Source organism: Streptomyces sp. MST-110588 (assembly GCF_022695595.1).
GTDB lineage: Bacteria > Actinomycetota > Actinomycetes > Streptomycetales > Streptomycetaceae > Streptomyces.
Map to the genome: position 1 here is coordinate 4,313,860 of NZ_CP074380.1, position 14,471 is coordinate 4,328,330.

The 14,471-nt window shown below is 69.8% G+C and carries 16 protein-coding genes; 8 read left to right on the forward strand and 8 right to left on the reverse strand.

The window, feature by feature from the left end:
* Positions 1-53: 53 nt before the first annotated feature.
* The 3 genes from KGS77_RS18955 to KGS77_RS18965 all read right to left on the reverse strand — a co-directional run bounded on the left by KGS77_RS18955 (position 54) and on the right by KGS77_RS18965 (position 2,124).
* Entirely contained in the window at positions 54-1,094 is a 1,041-nt protein-coding gene (locus KGS77_RS18955) for a 2-oxoglutarate and iron-dependent oxygenase domain-containing protein (RefSeq protein ID WP_242583487.1), read from the reverse strand.
* Positions 1,087-1,539 carry a nucleoside deaminase gene (locus tag KGS77_RS18960; RefSeq protein WP_242583490.1) on the reverse strand — a complete coding sequence of 151 codons (453 nt, stop codon included), beginning with the start codon at positions 1,537-1,539 and terminating at the stop codon, positions 1,087-1,089. Before KGS77_RS18960 ends, KGS77_RS18955 begins: the two co-directional genes overlap by 8 nt.
* 141 nt (positions 1,540-1,680) lie before the next feature.
* Positions 1,681-2,124, reverse strand: coding sequence for a PLD nuclease N-terminal domain-containing protein (locus KGS77_RS18965; protein ID WP_242583492.1), 444 nt, complete (start codon positions 2,122-2,124; stop codon positions 1,681-1,683).
* A gap of 87 nt (positions 2,125-2,211) precedes the next feature.
* Here KGS77_RS18965 and KGS77_RS18970 point away from each other — a divergent pair, with 87 nt between their 5' ends.
* On the forward strand, positions 2,212-3,669 hold the full coding sequence (locus KGS77_RS18970; protein ID WP_242583504.1) for a menaquinone biosynthesis decarboxylase: 1,458 nt from the start codon (positions 2,212-2,214) through the stop codon (positions 3,667-3,669).
* 11 nt (positions 3,670-3,680) lie between these two features.
* Positions 3,681-4,604, forward strand: coding sequence for a menaquinone biosynthesis prenyltransferase MqnP (gene mqnP / locus KGS77_RS18975; protein ID WP_242583506.1), 924 nt, complete (start codon positions 3,681-3,683; stop codon positions 4,602-4,604).
* Between the two features lie 55 nt (positions 4,605-4,659).
* Here the strand turns inward: mqnP and KGS77_RS18980 are convergent, their stop codons facing one another.
* Together KGS77_RS18980 and KGS77_RS18985 are read right to left on the reverse strand one after the other, a co-directional pair.
* Complete coding sequence (locus KGS77_RS18980) at positions 4,660-5,289, reverse strand: DUF4870 domain-containing protein (protein ID WP_242583508.1); 630 nt, start codon at positions 5,287-5,289, stop codon at positions 4,660-4,662.
* A 123-nt stretch (positions 5,290-5,412) separates the two neighbouring features.
* Positions 5,413-6,006, reverse strand: coding sequence for a rhomboid family intramembrane serine protease (locus KGS77_RS18985; protein WP_242583510.1), 594 nt, complete (start codon positions 6,004-6,006; stop codon positions 5,413-5,415).
* Between the two features lie 79 nt (positions 6,007-6,085).
* On the opposite strand from KGS77_RS18985, the gene KGS77_RS18990 reads away from it, so the two are divergent.
* A complete protein-coding gene (locus tag KGS77_RS18990; protein WP_242583512.1) occupies positions 6,086-6,895 on the forward strand; it encodes a UbiX family flavin prenyltransferase in 810 nt (269 codons plus the stop codon).
* Here KGS77_RS18990 and KGS77_RS18995 read toward each other — a convergent pair.
* Positions 6,892-7,032 carry a hypothetical protein gene (locus tag KGS77_RS18995; protein ID WP_242587845.1) on the reverse strand — a complete coding sequence of 47 codons (141 nt, stop codon included), beginning with the start codon at positions 7,030-7,032 and terminating at the stop codon, positions 6,892-6,894. The genes KGS77_RS18990 and KGS77_RS18995 overlap by 4 nt on opposite strands.
* Before the next feature lie 125 nt (positions 7,033-7,157).
* On the opposite strand from KGS77_RS18995, the gene KGS77_RS19000 reads away from it, so the two are divergent.
* The 4 genes from KGS77_RS19000 to KGS77_RS19015 all read left to right on the forward strand — a co-directional run bounded on the left by KGS77_RS19000 (position 7,158) and on the right by KGS77_RS19015 (position 11,198).
* Positions 7,158-7,613 (forward strand): Lrp/AsnC family transcriptional regulator, encoded by a 456-nt coding sequence (locus tag KGS77_RS19000; RefSeq protein WP_242583514.1) that lies wholly within the window; start codon positions 7,158-7,160, stop codon positions 7,611-7,613.
* 150 nt (positions 7,614-7,763) lie between these two features.
* A complete protein-coding gene (gene mqnE, locus KGS77_RS19005; protein ID WP_242583515.1) occupies positions 7,764-8,942 on the forward strand; it encodes an aminofutalosine synthase MqnE in 1,179 nt (392 codons plus the stop codon).
* 138 nt (positions 8,943-9,080) lie between these two features.
* Positions 9,081-9,371 carry a DUF4229 domain-containing protein gene (locus tag KGS77_RS19010; protein WP_242583516.1) on the forward strand — a complete coding sequence of 97 codons (291 nt, stop codon included), beginning with the start codon at positions 9,081-9,083 and terminating at the stop codon, positions 9,369-9,371.
* A gap of 459 nt (positions 9,372-9,830) precedes the next feature.
* Entirely contained in the window at positions 9,831-11,198 is a 1,368-nt protein-coding gene (locus KGS77_RS19015; RefSeq protein ID WP_242583517.1) for a dicarboxylate/amino acid:cation symporter, read from the forward strand.
* 222 nt (positions 11,199-11,420) lie between these two features.
* Here KGS77_RS19015 and KGS77_RS19020 read toward each other — a convergent pair whose 3' ends face one another.
* Positions 11,421-12,311 (reverse strand): alpha/beta hydrolase, encoded by an 891-nt coding sequence (locus KGS77_RS19020; RefSeq protein ID WP_242583518.1) that lies wholly within the window; start codon positions 12,309-12,311, stop codon positions 11,421-11,423.
* Between the two features lie 208 nt (positions 12,312-12,519).
* Between KGS77_RS19020 and KGS77_RS19025 the strand changes: the two genes are divergently transcribed.
* Positions 12,520-13,245: a TetR/AcrR family transcriptional regulator gene (locus KGS77_RS19025; RefSeq protein ID WP_242587556.1), complete on the forward strand. Its 726-nt coding sequence runs from the start codon at positions 12,520-12,522 to the stop codon at positions 13,243-13,245.
* A 94-nt stretch (positions 13,246-13,339) separates the two neighbouring features.
* Here KGS77_RS19025 and KGS77_RS19030 read toward each other — a convergent pair whose 3' ends face one another.
* Positions 13,340-13,846: a carboxymuconolactone decarboxylase family protein gene (locus KGS77_RS19030; protein ID WP_242583519.1), complete on the reverse strand. Its 507-nt coding sequence runs from the start codon at positions 13,844-13,846 to the stop codon at positions 13,340-13,342.
* Positions 13,847-14,471 lie beyond the last annotated feature (625 nt).

Below are 14,471 nucleotides of genomic sequence, written 5' to 3' on the forward strand. Positions count from 1 at the left end.
GCGACGTCAAGAGTGCTGTGTGAAACGAAAGTTGCCGGGCGAGGGCGCGAACGTCAGTCGACGGTGATCGCATCGAGCTGTTGCCGCAGGTAGACATGGGAATCGGGTGCGGAACCGAGACGCGTTCCGGCGTCGCATTCGTAGAAGAAAACCAGCGACATCAGTTCCTCGGCGGGGGCATCCGCCGGTGGCGGCAGCACGCGATGACGACCGGAACGCCAGCGTCCGCCCGTCCAATGCGCCATCAGGTCGCCGATGTTGACGGTGAGGGAATCGGGTGCGTACGGGGCGTCCTCCCAGCCGGTGCCGCCGTCCGCCGGGTCGGTGAAGACCTGGAGACCGCCCTTGCCCGACTGGCGGTCCAGGACCGTCACCGTGCCGAAGTCGGTGTGCGGGCCGATCCGGAACTGGCCCGGCCGGGGTTCCCCCACCACCTCGGTACCGGGGTACCAGTTGATGTTGAAACCCCAGGTGGGGTGGGAGGTGTGCCGGGTGAACCAGTCCGGCTCGCGGCCGAGGGCACCGGCGAGGAGTTCGAGCAGCAGATCGGACAGGGCCCGCATCTCCTCGAAGTACCGTTCGACGAGCGGGCGCAGACGAGGGGTTTGGGCCGGCCAGACGTTGGGGAGGAACCACTCCGCGTCCACCTCGGCGTCCCCGGTGGGCTCATAGGACGCGAAGGACAGCGACTCCTTGAGGTCGGGCGGGGTGGCGGTGCCCTCCGCGTGACCGTTGGCCTCCGCGCCCGGGCCCAGCCAGCCGCGTCCGCCGACCCTGGTCGCGTACGGACCCTTCAGCGACGCCGGGAGACGGAAGAACTCCCGGGCCGCCGTCCGGATGGCGGCGCGCAGCTCCGCGTCCACGCCGTGCCCGGTGACGAGCAGGAAACCGGCCGTGCGCAGGGCGGCGTCGACGCGCGCGGCGATCTCCCGGCGGGCGGTGGGACCGCCGGTCCGCCACTGCCGGAGATCGACGACCGGGATGCGGGACCGGCCGGGGGCGGTCTCGGGGGACGGAATGGGAGACGGAGTGGGGGACAGGCCGGGGAGCGGGTCGTGGGTCGGGTCGGGGGACGGGTCGTGGGGGTCAGCCATCGCCGATGTCCTCGTTCCACAGCTCGGGCCGGGCCGTGATGAAGTGACGCATCATCGCGGTGCACGCCGCGTCGTCCATCAGCACGACCCGTACACCATGGGCGGCCAGCCAGTCGTGGCCGCCCCGAAAGGTCCGGGTCTCGCCGATGACCACCCACGGGATCCGGAACTGCCGCACCAGTCCGCTGCAGTACCAGCAGGGGGAGAGGGTGGTGACCATGGTCGTGCCGCGGTAGTCGCGGCGCCGGCCGGCCGCGCGGAAGGCCACGGTCTCGGCGTGCAGGGTCGGGTCGCCGTCCTGGACGCGCCGGTTGCGGCCCCGGCCGAGCAGGACGCCGTCGGGCCCGTACAGAGCGGCGCCGATCGGGATGCCGCCCTCCGCCAGCCCGGCCCGCGCCTCGGCGACGGCCGTCGCCAGCATCGCCCGGTGGTCGGTGCGCTCCATGCGAGCCACTGTCCTCGCCTCGCCGCCGTCCGGCAATGGCGGACGGCGCGTTCCGGAACGCCTCGGGCGCCCCATCCGGAACGCGTCCGCAAGGCGTCCGGAAGGCGTCCGGGAACGCCCCCGGAAATGCCCCTGGGGCCGTCAGCCCCTGGTGGGCGGCGGGGTGTCCTCGGGACCGTCGGCCGGACCGGCCGGGCCCTCCTTCTTCCGCCGCAGTTCCTCCTCGCGGCGCCGCAGGTCGGCCTCCCAGTCCTTCAGCAGCGCCTCGTCCTTCTTGTTCTCGTCCCTCAGCGAGCGCAGGAACTCCGGATTGTCGTCCGGCGCGACCCACTGCGTACGGCGGTTCGCGTGCCCGCGGTGCCACTGGGACGGGGTGCCGGCGCCGGCGGTCCCGGCGCCCTGGCGTACCTTGCCCGCGGCCAGCCAGGCGATGGGTCCGATCAGCACCTCGCCGAAGAGCAGCACGATGATGACCCACACCGGCTTCGGCAGTACCCGTACCTGCTCCTCGGGGGTGTTCAGGCAGTCGATGAAGGCGTAGATCCACAGCGCCAGCACCAAAAGGAACGGCAGATACCTGAGCATCGCGGAAACGGCCCCCTGCACGGACGGCGGGCCTCGGACGGGGCCCGGTGACCCGTTCAGGGTAGTGCGTACCGGATACTGGAACGCATGGCTTATGACGACCTGCGTTCGTTCCTGCGCGCGCTGGACAGAGAAGGCGACCTCAAGCGCATCAAGGCCGAGGTCGACCCGTACCTGGAGGTCGGGGAGATCGTCGACCGGGTACAGAAGGCCGGCGGTCCCGCGTTGCTCTTCGAGAACGTCAAAGGTTCGTCGATGCCGTTGGCCATGAACGTCTACGGCACCGACCGCCGGCTGCTCAAGGCGCTGGGCCTGAAGTCCTACGACGACATCAGCGACGCGATCGCCGGGCTGCTCAAGCCCGAGCTGCCGCAGGGCTTCGTCGGCATCCGCGAGGCCTTCGGGAAGCTCGCGAACATGACCCACGTACCGCCCAAGAAGGTCAAGGGCGAGTCCGCGCCCGTCCAGGAGGTCGTGCTCAAGGGCGACGAGGTGGACCTGGACAGGCTCCCGGCGCTGTTCACCTGGCCCGAGGACGGCGGGTCCTTCTTCAACCTGGGGCTCACCCACACCAAGCACCCGGAGACGGGCGTACGGAACCTGGGCCTGTACCGCCTTCAGCGCCACGACAAGCGCACCATCGGCATGCATTGGCAGATCCACAAGGACAGCCGCAACCATTACCAGGTGGCCGCCAAGCGCGGTGAGAAGCTGCCGGTCGCGATCGCCTTCGGCTGCCCGCCGGCCGTCACCTACGCCTCCAGCGCGCCGCTGCCCGGCGACATCGACGAGTACCTCTTCGCGGGTTTCGTGCAGGGCAAGCGGGTGGAGATGGTCGACTGCAAGACCGTGCCGCTCCAGGTGCCGGCCAACGCCGAGGTCGTACTGGAGGGCTGGCTGGAGCCCGGGAAGATGCTTCCCGAGGGGCCCTTCGGCGACCACACCGGCTTCTACACGCCGCAGGAGGACTTCCCGGCGCTGACCATCGACTGTGTGACGATGCGCCGGCGCCCGCTGCTCCAGTCGATCGTGGTGGGCCGGCCGCCGACGGAGGACGGGCCGCTGGGCCGGGCCACGGAGCGGTTCTTCCTGCCCCTGTTCAAGATCATCGTGCCGGATGTCGTGGACTACCACCTGCCCGAGGCGGGCGGCTTCCACAACTGCATGATCGTCTCGATCGACAAGAAGTACCCCAAGCACGCGCAGAAGGTCATGCACGCCATCTGGGGCGCGCACATGCTCTCCCTGGAGAAGCTGATCGTCGTCGTCGACTCCGACTGCGATGTGCACGACTACCACGAGGTCGCCTGGCGGGCGCTGGGCAATGTCGACTACGCCCGTGACCTCACGGTCGTCGAAGGCCCTGTCGACCACCTCGACCACGCCTCCTACCAGCAGTTCTGGGGCGGCAAAGCGGGCATCGACGCGACCGCGAAGTGGCCGGAGGAGGGCTATACGCGTGATGGGGGCTGGCCGAACATGGTCGCCTCCGACCCGGAGACCGCAGCCCGGGTCACCCGCCGTTGGAAGGAGTACGGCCTTTAGGCCGGCCGCGCATGAGCGCTGATTCAGCAACCCCGGACCTGTTCGGACCCGAACCCGCCCGGCCCGGCAGGGTCAAGGCGTTCCTGCGCCTGGTGATGATCGAGCACTCGGTCTTCGCGCTGCCCTTTGCCTACATCGCCTCCCTGACCGCGATGCACCAGCTCGACAAGAGCATCCATTGGGTCACTCTGCTGCTGGTCACCGTGGCGATGGTGGGCCTGCGGACGTTCGCGATGGCCGCCAACCGCATCATCGACCGGGAGATCGACGCCCGGAACCCGCGCACCGCCCAGCGCGAGCTGGTGACCGGCGCGGTGTCCGTACGCTCCGCCTGGACCGGCGCGCTGGTCGCGGTGGCCGTCTTCCTCGGCTCCGCCGCGGCCCTCAACCCCCTGTGCCTGGCGCTGGCGCCCATCGCCGTGATCCCGATGGTGGTCTATCCGTACGGGAAGCGCTTCACGAACTTCCCGCACGCCATCCTGGGCCTGGCCCAGGCCATGGGCCCGGTCGGCGCCTGGCTCGCGGTCAGCGGGAGCTGGTCCTGGGAGGCGGTGATCCTGGGCCTGGCGGTCGGCATCTGGATCGGCGGCTTCGACCTGATCTACGCCTGCCAGGACGTGGCGGCGGACCGCGCGCACGGCGTGAAGTCCGTGCCGGCCCGCTTCGGGATTCCCGGCGCCCTGTACGGCGCCCGGGCCTGCCATCTCCTGACCATGGGCCTGTTCGTCTGGTACGCGCTGGCCACCGGCGCCGGCGTCTTCTTCTGGGCCGGCCTGGTGATCGTCGCGGTCGCGTTCCTGTACGAGCACACGGTCGTGCGCCCGCACGACCTCTCCCGCCTCAACCGTGCCTTCTTCACCGTCAACGGCATCATCGGCATAGCCCTGTTCGTGTGCGCACTGCTGGACCTGCTTGTACGCGGCCTGGCGGTCTGAGGCCGGTCTTACGGTCCGAGGCCGGTCTCACGGTCTGATGCCGTGCGGCGGACGCTCAGGACTTGGCCATGGGCCAGGCTATGAGGACGGGGTAGGACCACAGTTCGCCCCGGCTCGCCTTCGTGATCCCGATGATGCAGAAGACCACGCTGGTGAGGAAGTACCCGACGGCCATCACCAGCACCGTCAGCAGCGGGACCGCCAGGCCCGGACCGTTCAGCCGGCTCGGGTCGGCGGCGACGCTGAAGACCAGCGCCGTGCCGAAGTAGAGCAGGGTCGTCAGTACGGCCATGAGCGCCTGGGTGATGCCGTAGTTCAGCGCCTGGGTGGCGTGGTGACGGACGAACGGATCGTGCTTGTTGCGCTCGCCGCCGCGGATGGACAGCGGCGCGATCCAGCCCAGCAGACCGCCGACGCAGCAGGCGAACGAACCGATGGTGACCGTCAGCAGGGCGCCGAGGTGGGCCCACAGGGCGGTCGTCGTCGTGTTCCGCGGCGGGACGCCCTGGCCGTACCCGCTCGGGTAGCCGGGGTCCTGGCCGTATCCGCCGGGGCCGTAACCGCCTCCGGGTCCGTAGCCGCCCCCGCTCCCGTACGGCGGCTGCTGGGGCCCGCCTCCGTACGGGGCCGACCCGTAGCCGTAGCCATAGCCCTGGCCGTTCCCGGGCTGGTGGAAGCCGGACACTCGTGCTCACCCCCGTTGTTCCGTGCCGCGCCGCCGTGTCACCCGGCGCCGCGCCGTTCGTCGTACTGCTGCGTACTGCCGCCGGCTCCGGTGGCCCCGTACCACCGCGCCGGTACGGCGAGACTACGCGACGGGTCCGACAGCCGGACGGGCCGCCTTCGGCAGTGCGCGCTGCCGCAGGACGAAAGCCGCCAGCACGCCGGCCACCAGCCCGAAGAGGTGGCCCTGCCAACTGATGCCGCCGGCGGTGGGCAGCACGCCCCACATGATCGAGCCGTACGCCGCGCCGACCAGCACCGCCAAGACGACATCCAGCGGCTTGCGCTCGATGAAGCCGCGCGCGAGCAGATAGCCGAAGAGGCCGAAGACGACGCCGGAGGCGCCGGCGGTGTTGGTGCCGGGGGCGGCGGTCAGCCACACGCCCAGCCCGCCGACCACGGTGATCAGCAGCACCACGGCCAGGAAGCGGCGTATCCCGCCGCGCAGCGCGGCGATCAGCCCCAGTATCAGCAGGGGAACGGTGTTGGCCGCGAGGTGATCAAAACCGAAGTGCACGAAGGCGGAGGGGATCACATCCACCAGTTCGCCGGCCTCGCGGGGCTGTATCCCGAAAGAGTCCAGGGCGTGCCCGGAGGCGTGGTCGATGACCTCCAGCCCCCAGAGCAGCCCCACCCACCCCAGCATCAGCAGGACGGCGGGCTTGGCTCGCGTCATCATCGTCGGACCCTTCCTCTTTCGTTCACAAGGGAGAACGGTCGGGACGATGCCGGTGGTTCCGCCGGATAGGCTCGATCCCGTGGAGCCGCCGCACAACATCCCCAGTGAGCATCCGGCCTATGAGCGCGCCGCCCGCGAGGCCGGCGTCCGCGAGCGTGAGGTCCGTGAGGACCCCGTCCGCAAGCCCGGCACCGGGCCCGGGCCCGGTCCCGGTGCCGTCGCGCGGCGCCCGTGGGTCGTCGGTGTCTCCGGTGCGTCCGGGACCCCGTACGCCGCTTCCGTACTGCGCGGGCTGCTGGCCGCCGGCGAGTCCGTCGACCTGGTCGTCAGCCGTGCGTCGCGGCTGACGCTGCTGGACGAGACGGGGATCGGTTTCCGGGACGCGCACTGGCGGGAGGATCTGCGGGAGTGGCTGGCGCGCGGCGCGGACGGCAAGCCGCAGACGTTCGCCGTCACGGAGGAGGACCTGTCGGACGTACGGCACTGGCCGGCCGGGGACCTGGCGGCGGGGCCGTCCTCGGGTTCGTACCCGGTCAAGGGGATGCTGATCGTTCCGGCGAGCACGGCGTGCGTGGCCGGGGTGGCGCTCGGGCTGTCCAAGGACCTGTTGCAGCGCACGGCGAGCGTGACGCTCAAGGAGCGCAGGAAGCTGGTGGTCGCGGTGCGGGAGACCCCGCTGAACGGGCAGACGCTGCGGCATCTGGTGACGCTGGACGAGGCGGGCGCCGTGGTGCTGCCCGCCTCTCCGGCGTTCTACGCGGGAGCGACGCACATCCAGGATCTGGTGGACTTCGTCGCGGGCCGGGTGCTCGATGCGGCAGGTGTGCCGCACGGGCTGTACCGGCGGTGGGAAGGGGAGCTCGGCAGAGGTCCCAAGGGGGAGGGTTAGCGCTTCTTGCGGGCGGCGTCGCGGTTGCGGCCGGAGGGACGCTCGTCCTGAGAGGTGGCGGTCTTGTGAGCACGAGAACGATTGGCCAGGTCCTGCAGCTCGCGCATGCGGGCGTAGGCCATCTCGATCGAGTACACGGTGACAACTCCTGTGAAAGATCGTCTTTGATCGTTTGAAAGATTTACAGGGTCGGTGGCCCTGTATGCCTTAGATTCTACATGCAGAAGACGCGATTGCGTAAAGATTGGAAGGTCAGGGACGCATGGACGCGGTGGATCGGCAGCTCATCCAGGCACTGCGGGAGAACGGAAGGGCCTCGTACGCGGAACTCGGCCGGCTCGTCGGCCTGTCCGGCCCCAGCGTCACGGACCGGATCAACCGCCTGGAGGCGGCCGGAGTGATCACCGGCTACCGGGCGACGGTCGACGCCACCTCGCTGGGCCTGGGCGTCACGGCACTGGTCGGCATCTCCCTCTCGGACGCCGCCGACCACGAGGACGTCGCCCGCCGGCTGCGCGACCTCGCCGAGATCGAGGACTGCTGGTTCATCGCGGGCGACGACTCGTACATGCTCAAGGTGCGGGTCGGCGACGTGGACGGGCTGGAGCGCACCATCCGGCGGCTGTCCGGCACCAAGGGCGTCTCCCGTACGCGTACCACCATCGTGCTCTCCACCAAGTGGGAGAACCGGGTCGGGGAACTGCCCGAGGAGATGTAGCGGCGCGACGGGCCGGGAGGCCGGCACGGCGCGGACGGGGCTCTCGGACGGGGCGCGGACGGGGCTCTCGGGCAGGGCCCCGATCCGTCCGGAAAGTGGGGGAGTAAGGTCGACGGAGCCCGTTTTGGCACAGATATTGGAGGCGGCCGGATGACTGCATCTACTCAAGATGTGGGCTTCAAGCGCGAGCTGGAGGAGAAGGTCCGGTCCGGGGAGCGGCTGACCCGTGAAGACGGCGTCGCCCTCTACGAGACCGACGACCTGGCCTGGCTCGGCGGACTGGCCCATGAAGTACGCACCCGCAAGAACGGCGACGTGGTGCACTTCAACGTCAACCGGCACCTGAACATGACCAACGTGTGCACGGCCTCGTGCGCGTACTGCTCCTTCCAGCGCAAGCCGGGCGAGAAGGACGCGTACACGATGCGCATCGAGGAAGCCGTCCGCCTGGCCAAGGCGATGGAGTCCGAGAACCTCACCGAGCTGCACATCGTCAACGGGCTGCACCCCACCCTCCCCTGGCGCTACTACCCGCGCTCGCTGCGCGCCCTGAAGGAGGCCCTGCCGCAGGTCTCCCTGAAGGCGTTCACCGCGACCGAGATCCACCACTTCGAGAAGATCTCCGGCATGCCCGCCACCGAGATCCTCGACGAGCTGATCGACGCCGGCCTGGAGTCGCTGACCGGCGGCGGCGCCGAGATCTTCGACTGGGAGGTGCGCCAGCACATCGTCGACCACGACACCCACTGGGAGGACTGGTCGCGCATCCACCGCCTGGCGCACGAGAAGGGGCTCAAGACCCCCGCCACGATGCTGTACGGGCACATCGAGGAACCCCGGCACCGCGTGGACCACGTACTGCGGCTGCGCGAACTCCAGGACGAGACCGGCGGCTTCCAGGTCTTCATCCCGCTGCGCTACCAGCACGACTTCGTGGACATGAAGGACGGCAAGATCCGCAACCGCCTCCAGGTGCGGACGACCATGGCCACCGGCGCGGAGGCCCTGAAGACCTTCGCGGTCTCGCGGCTGCTGTTCGACAACGTGCCGCACGTCAAGGTCTTCTGGGTCATGCACGGCGTGCAGACCGCGCAGCTCGCGCTCCAGCACGGCGCCGACGACATGGACGGCTCGGTCGTCGAGTACAAGATCACGCACGACGCGGACAACTACGGCACGCCCAACAAGCTCACCCGTGACGACCTGCTCGAACTGATCCGTGACGCGGGCTTCCGCCCGGTGGAGCGCAACACCCGGTACGAGATCATCCGCGAGTACCCGGGCCCGGACACCGGGCGCCGCGAGTCGCCGCAGCCGATGCGGGTCTGACGGCCGGCGGTACGCCCGCGGTCCGTGGCGTGACGGTCTTCAACCCGCCCGGCGCGGGGGCCAGGAAGATCGCCGGGAAGCCTGTGCTTGACTGGTGGGTGACCCTTTCGGTTGCCGTTGTGAAGAAGGTCCCGTCCCGTGAGTAGCCAGAAGCACGCCACACTCCGCTACACCGCGTCCCGTGTGGGTCTCTTCGTCATCTGCTTCGCGCTGGTGTGGGTGCTGGCGTACTTCCACGTCATCCCGCTCGGGGTGGGCAGCTCCAACTTCGTCTGGCTGCTGCTGCTCGCCGTGGTGATCTCCGCGCCGCTCAGCTTCGTGCTGCTGCGCAAGCAGCGGGACGCGATGTCCGAGCAGATCGTCTCGAAGGTGGAGAAGCAGAAGCAGCGGCTCGCGGCCAACCAGAGCCAGGAGGACGGGCTGCTGTAGCCCGGCCCCGCCGCCACACCGACAACCACAGACACCACCACAGGCATCACCACACGCACCCATTACAGGCGCCCCGTCCTGGAGTCACCGCTCCAGGACGGGGCATCTGTCGTTTCAGAGGCCGTACGCCGCTCCCGCCTTCGAACGTCCCAAAGATTTTCTTTGGGTTCCTCAAAGTTCGAGTGTTAACGTACTCATCATGAAGACAGCAGTTGCGCACCAGTTCCCCATGAGCGTCCCGCTCGTGGCGCGCCTGCACGTCGATCTCTGCCGCTGTGTGTCCGCGGCCTGTTGTCGCCGCTGACTTCCCTGCCGCGGCGGCCGAAGATTCCTCCCCACCCTCCGGGCGGGAGGTGTCCCGCGCGCGACCCGCTGACAAGCCGGTCGCCCGGCCTCCTGGCCTCCTGGCGCTCCTACGCCGTTCCGTCCCGACGTCCGTCCGTACCCGGAGTGTGTCCGTTGTCCACCTCGTCCTCCGAGACCACCACGTCTCCCGAGACGCCCCGGTCCGCCAAGACCTCCCGCATACCCAAGGTCCCGTTCTGGGCCCAGATCCTGCTCGGCCTGGCGCTGGGCGTGCTCTTCGGCTGGCTGGCCAAGAGCGGTGACATCAGTTGGCTGGGCGCCACGCTGGCGAAGATCGGTGAGATCTTCGTCCAGCTCCTGAAGCTGGCGGTCGCGCCGCTGGTCTTCTTCGCCATCCTGGTGTCGATCACCAACCTGCGGCAGGTCAACAACGCCGCCCGGCTGGCCACCCGCACCCTGCTGTGGTTCATGGTCACCTCGCTGATCGCCGTCGCGATCGGCCTGGCCATCGGCCTGATCACCGACCCGGGCTCCGGGACCGGTCTGACCGCCAAGGACGGCGGGCTCCCCAAGCACACCGGAAGCTGGATCGACTTCCTGACCGGTATCGTCCCCACGGACATCATCACGCCGTTCACCCAGCTCAACGTTCTGCAGATCGTCTTCATGGCGGCCGTGGCCGGCATCGCGGCGCTGCAGCTCGGCGAGAAGGCCGAGCCAGTCCTCAAGATCAGCCGGTCGGTGCTGGAACTGCTCCAGAAGGCGCTGTGGTGGGTCATCCGCCTCGCCCCGCTCGGCACCCTCGGCCTCATCGGCAACGCGATCGCGACGTACGGCTGGAACCTGATCGGCAAGTACGCGACCTTCACCGTCGACATCTACGTCGGCTGCGCGCTGGTGCTCTTCGGCGTCTACCCGCTGCTGCTGTCGCTGGTCGCCAAGGTCAACCCGCTCCAGTTCTTCAAGGGCGCCTGGCCCGCGATCCAGCTCGCCTTCGTCTCCCGCTCATCGGTGGGCACCATGCCGCTGACCCAGCGGGTCACCGAGCGCCTGGGCGTGCCGCGCGAGTACGCCTCCTTCGCGGTGCCGTTCGGCTCGACGACCAAGATGGACGGCTGCGCCTCGATCTACCCGGCGATCTCCGCGATCTTCATCGCCCAGATCTTCGGCGTCCACCTGAGCATCGGTGACTACGTCCTGATCGCCTTCGTCTCGGTGATCGGCTCGGCCGCCACCGCGGGCCTGACGGGTGCCACGGTCATGCTGACCCTGACCCTCTCGACCCTGGGTCTCCCCCTGGAGGGCGTCGGTCTGCTCATGGCCATCGACCCGATCGTGGACATGATGCGTACGGCGACGAACGTGGCCGGCCAGTCGGTGATTCCGATCCTGGTCGCCGCCAAGGAGAAGATCCTGGACCGCGAGGCGTACGCCCGGGCCGCCGCCATCGACCTGGACGGCGGCACGGTGGAAGAGGCCGACCGCAAGGTCTCCGTGCCGGTCCCTGCCGGGGCGAACTGACCCGCCGCGCAGTACCTGTTGTACGACTTGTACGGCGACGCCGGACGGGCCCGGGAGGCCGGGCCCGTCCGGCGTTCGCATACCGGCGCTCGGACGATGCTTCAGGCTCGCCGCCGGGTATGAGCTGACCTTTCACCACGGCCTGGAGCTGGTTTTCGGCGACCCGGTCTTCGTCGGTTGCCCCTCGTGCTTCCGCGATCCGGCCTTTCCGGTGCCCGCCCGTCAGGCCGCCGGCGCCTCAGGGACCTTCAGGGTGTGGGCCAGGATCGCCTCGGCCAGCGGGCCGAGGACCTCGGCGGGCAGCGCGTGGCCCATGCCGGGGATCTCCACGACCCGCGCGCCCTTGATGACCTGTGCGAGGTGCTGCGGGTGGGGCGGGGGGAACACCGGCTCGGCGGGCGCGCAGATGGCGAGCGTGGGCACCCCGGTGGTGGCGAGCGCTTCCGTACGCAGCATTCCGGAGCTGTCCGCGCTGCCGTGTGCGGTGGAGGCGGTGTAGTGGCCGGTGTGTTCGATGACGCGCCGTTCGAGGTCACGGTAGTACGCGGCGTCGAAGGGGAGCTGATTCCCGGCAAGCACCCGCCAGTGCTCGACCCGCCGGTCCAGCTCGGCCTCCAGTCCGTGGTCCTCCACCGGCCGGGCCCACATCTCCAGCACCTCGGGGGCGATGCCCGGCAGCTCCTCGGCCGGCACGGTCTTCCCGTCGGGCGTGGTGTACGGCGCGGTGCTCAGGGCGGACGTGCCGGCCAGGGTGGCGCTGAGCACCCGGTCCGGGTGGTCGCACAGCACCAACTGGGCCAGCATCCCGCCCAGTGACAGCCCCACGAGGTGGGCCTGCTGGATGCCCAGCCCATCCAGGACGGCCACCGCGTCCTCGGCCAGGTCGGTGATCCGGTAGGGCTGCCGGTCGAAGGACCAGGTGGAACGGCCGCTGTCGCGGTGGTCGTAGCGGATGACGCGGTGGTGGACGGCGAGCGCGTCGACGAACGCGTCGGGCCAGCCGAGGCCGGACGCCTGGGCGCCCATGATCAGCAGCAGCGGGGGAGCGTCGGCGGCTCCGCGCTCCTCGGTCCACAGGCGTATGCCGGGAGCGGCTTCGATGAATCGCTGCATGGGCGGTCCTCCGGAGAGCTGGGTCGAGATAGCGAGTCGAGACGTATCGTCTCGCTAGGTGCGTACGGAGTCAAGTGCGGATTGCCGACGGGCCGTCGACTGGCCGTCAACTGGCGGGGCCGTAAACTTACTTACTGGTAAAGCGTGCTGAGGGGCGGACGCGCGGGGCGGAAGGGCGTGGGGCGTGGCGGTGGGCAAGGGCAAGCGGATGCCGCGGGCCGTACGGGAGCGGCAGATTTACGACGCGGCGGTGCGGACGTTCGCGCGGCGCGGTTACCGGGCTGCTTCGATGGATGAGATCGCCGAGGTGGCGGGCGCCTCCAAGCCGCTGGTCTATCTCTACCTGCACTCCAAGGAGGAGCTGTTCGGCGCCGTCATCAAACGGGAGGCCGCGGCGCTGGTGAAGGCCGTACGGGCGGCGGTGGAGCCGGGGGCCTGTGCCGACCGGCAGTTGTGGAGCGGGCTGAAAGGATTCTTCGCGCACACGGCCGAGCATCCGGACGCGTGGTCCGTACTCCACCAGCAGGCGCGTATGCAGGGAGAGCCGTTCGCACGCGAAGTCGCCGCGATGCGTACGGAGATCGCCGAGTTCGTGACGGACCTGATCGGAGCCGCGGCCCGGGAGGCGGGCTGCGGCGCGGGGCTGGCCGAGCGGGAGGTGTCCGGGCTGGCCCATGCGCTGGTGGGGGCGGCCGAGTCGTTGGCGGACTGGGCCAACGTACGGGCCCAAGAGGGCGGTTGGGCCGGGCCGGACCAGGAAGGGGATGGTGCGGAGCAGGAAGGGGACGGTACGGAGCAGGGCGTGGCGGGGGAGCGGGATGCGGCGGCGGAGAAGGAGCGGGCCGCCCGGGAGACGGCGGCCACGCTGATGAACTTCGCCTGGGCCGGGCTCGGCCGGCTGATGAACGGCGAGCGGTGGACGCCTGACAAATGAGCCGGCCGGCTCCCGGCGCGTCCACGAACCGGACCGGATCAGACCGGTCGGATTCCGCACCGGGAGCCGGACGCCGAGCCCTACCCGTGCGGTGTCAGTTCCACGGATCGCTGAACGACCGGCCGGGCACCGGCTTGGCGATCAGTGCCACGGCGATGAAGAAGTTGACCTGGCCGATCGCGAACATCAGGGTGGCGAGCGCCTTGGGCTCGTAGTGCTCGGCCGCCTGGGCGTACAGCTCGTCGCAGACCCTCTCGCCGTGTGTGCGGGGCTGGAGCACGGCCTCCACGAGCGCCAGGGCGGCACGCTCGGCACCGGTGAAGTACGGCGAGTCCTGCCAGGAGGCCACCGACGTGATCCGCTCCTCCGGCTCCCCGGCCTTGCGCAGAAAACCCGTGTGCAGAACGGTCAGGTAGGTACTGCCGACGATCTGACCCGCGCGCAACTGGACGAGACTGATCGTGGAACGCGGTACCGAACCGTTGCCGGTGACCTTGAACAGCGCCTGGGACACCGCTGCCAGCTCGGGGACGAGCTCCGCGGGGTCCTCGGCCATCCGCGGCACCATCGGGACCTCCGCCGTGATCGAACGTGCTTCCATCGCCGTCTCCTTCGGGCTTTCCGGTTGCTGTCACTGTCCTGACGGATCGCGGCAGGGGAATGTGACCGTGTGACCGGGGGAAAGTACGGACGTCTGGCAGGGGCCGGGCCGTACGGGAGGAGTTCGGTGTGCGGAGGCAGCGCGGGCAGCGACCGGCGGCGCGTAAAGGCATGGGGCGCAAGGGCATTGGCCGGCGTCCGGTCCTGGCGTACATTACGCCGAAGTAAGGTTACTGAATGGTCAGGAGCTCGTCGGCCCATGGGCTCCTTCCGGCCGCGCCGCGGCCGTGCGCCCGTACCACTGCTCGTACCACTGCCTGTACGACCACTCGCACCACTGCCCGCACCATCGCCCGTGCCACCGCTCGTCTCACCGTCCAACCGCTGCCGCGTGCGCCGCCGGCACAGCAGTGGCCGACCGCCGCACCGGCTCCGAACGAAGATGAGGAGCCGCTCGTGACCCGTCAGCAACAGGCAGGCCGGCAAGCGCCGGACCAGCAAGCGCCGGACCAGCAAGCGCCGGACCGACAAGCGACAGCCCGGCGCCTCGGGAGCCGCCGGGCCGGCCGTCGCCAGGCCGGGCGCCGGGACGGCCGCTCCGGGCCGTCGCCCGTGCCCGCTCCGGT

Bases quoted from the DNA above. Each gene is read 5' to 3' on its own strand.
- KGS77_RS18955 (WP_242583487.1), bottom strand. From the start codon at position 1,094: ATGGCTGACCCCCACGACCCGTCCCCCGACCCGACCCACGACCCGCTC.
- KGS77_RS18960 (WP_242583490.1), bottom strand. From the start codon at position 1,539: ATGGAGCGCACCGACCACCGGGCGATGCTGGCGACGGCCGTCGCCGAG.
- KGS77_RS18965 (WP_242583492.1), bottom strand. From the start codon at position 2,124: ATGCTCAGGTATCTGCCGTTCCTTTTGGTGCTGGCGCTGTGGATCTAC.
- KGS77_RS18970 (WP_242583504.1), top strand. From the start codon at position 2,212: ATGGCTTATGACGACCTGCGTTCGTTCCTGCGCGCGCTGGACAGAGAA.
- mqnP (WP_242583506.1), top strand. From the start codon at position 3,681: ATGAGCGCTGATTCAGCAACCCCGGACCTGTTCGGACCCGAACCCGCC.
- KGS77_RS18985 (WP_242583510.1), bottom strand. From the start codon at position 6,006: ATGATGACGCGAGCCAAGCCCGCCGTCCTGCTGATGCTGGGGTGGGTG.
- KGS77_RS19000 (WP_242583514.1), top strand. From the start codon at position 7,158: ATGGACGCGGTGGATCGGCAGCTCATCCAGGCACTGCGGGAGAACGGA.
- mqnE (WP_242583515.1), top strand. From the start codon at position 7,764: ATGACTGCATCTACTCAAGATGTGGGCTTCAAGCGCGAGCTGGAGGAG.
- KGS77_RS19020 (WP_242583518.1), bottom strand. From the start codon at position 12,311: ATGCAGCGATTCATCGAAGCCGCTCCCGGCATACGCCTGTGGACCGAG.
- KGS77_RS19025 (WP_242587556.1), top strand. From the start codon at position 12,520: ATGCCGCGGGCCGTACGGGAGCGGCAGATTTACGACGCGGCGGTGCGG.
- KGS77_RS19030 (WP_242583519.1), bottom strand. From the start codon at position 13,846: ATGGAAGCACGTTCGATCACGGCGGAGGTCCCGATGGTGCCGCGGATG.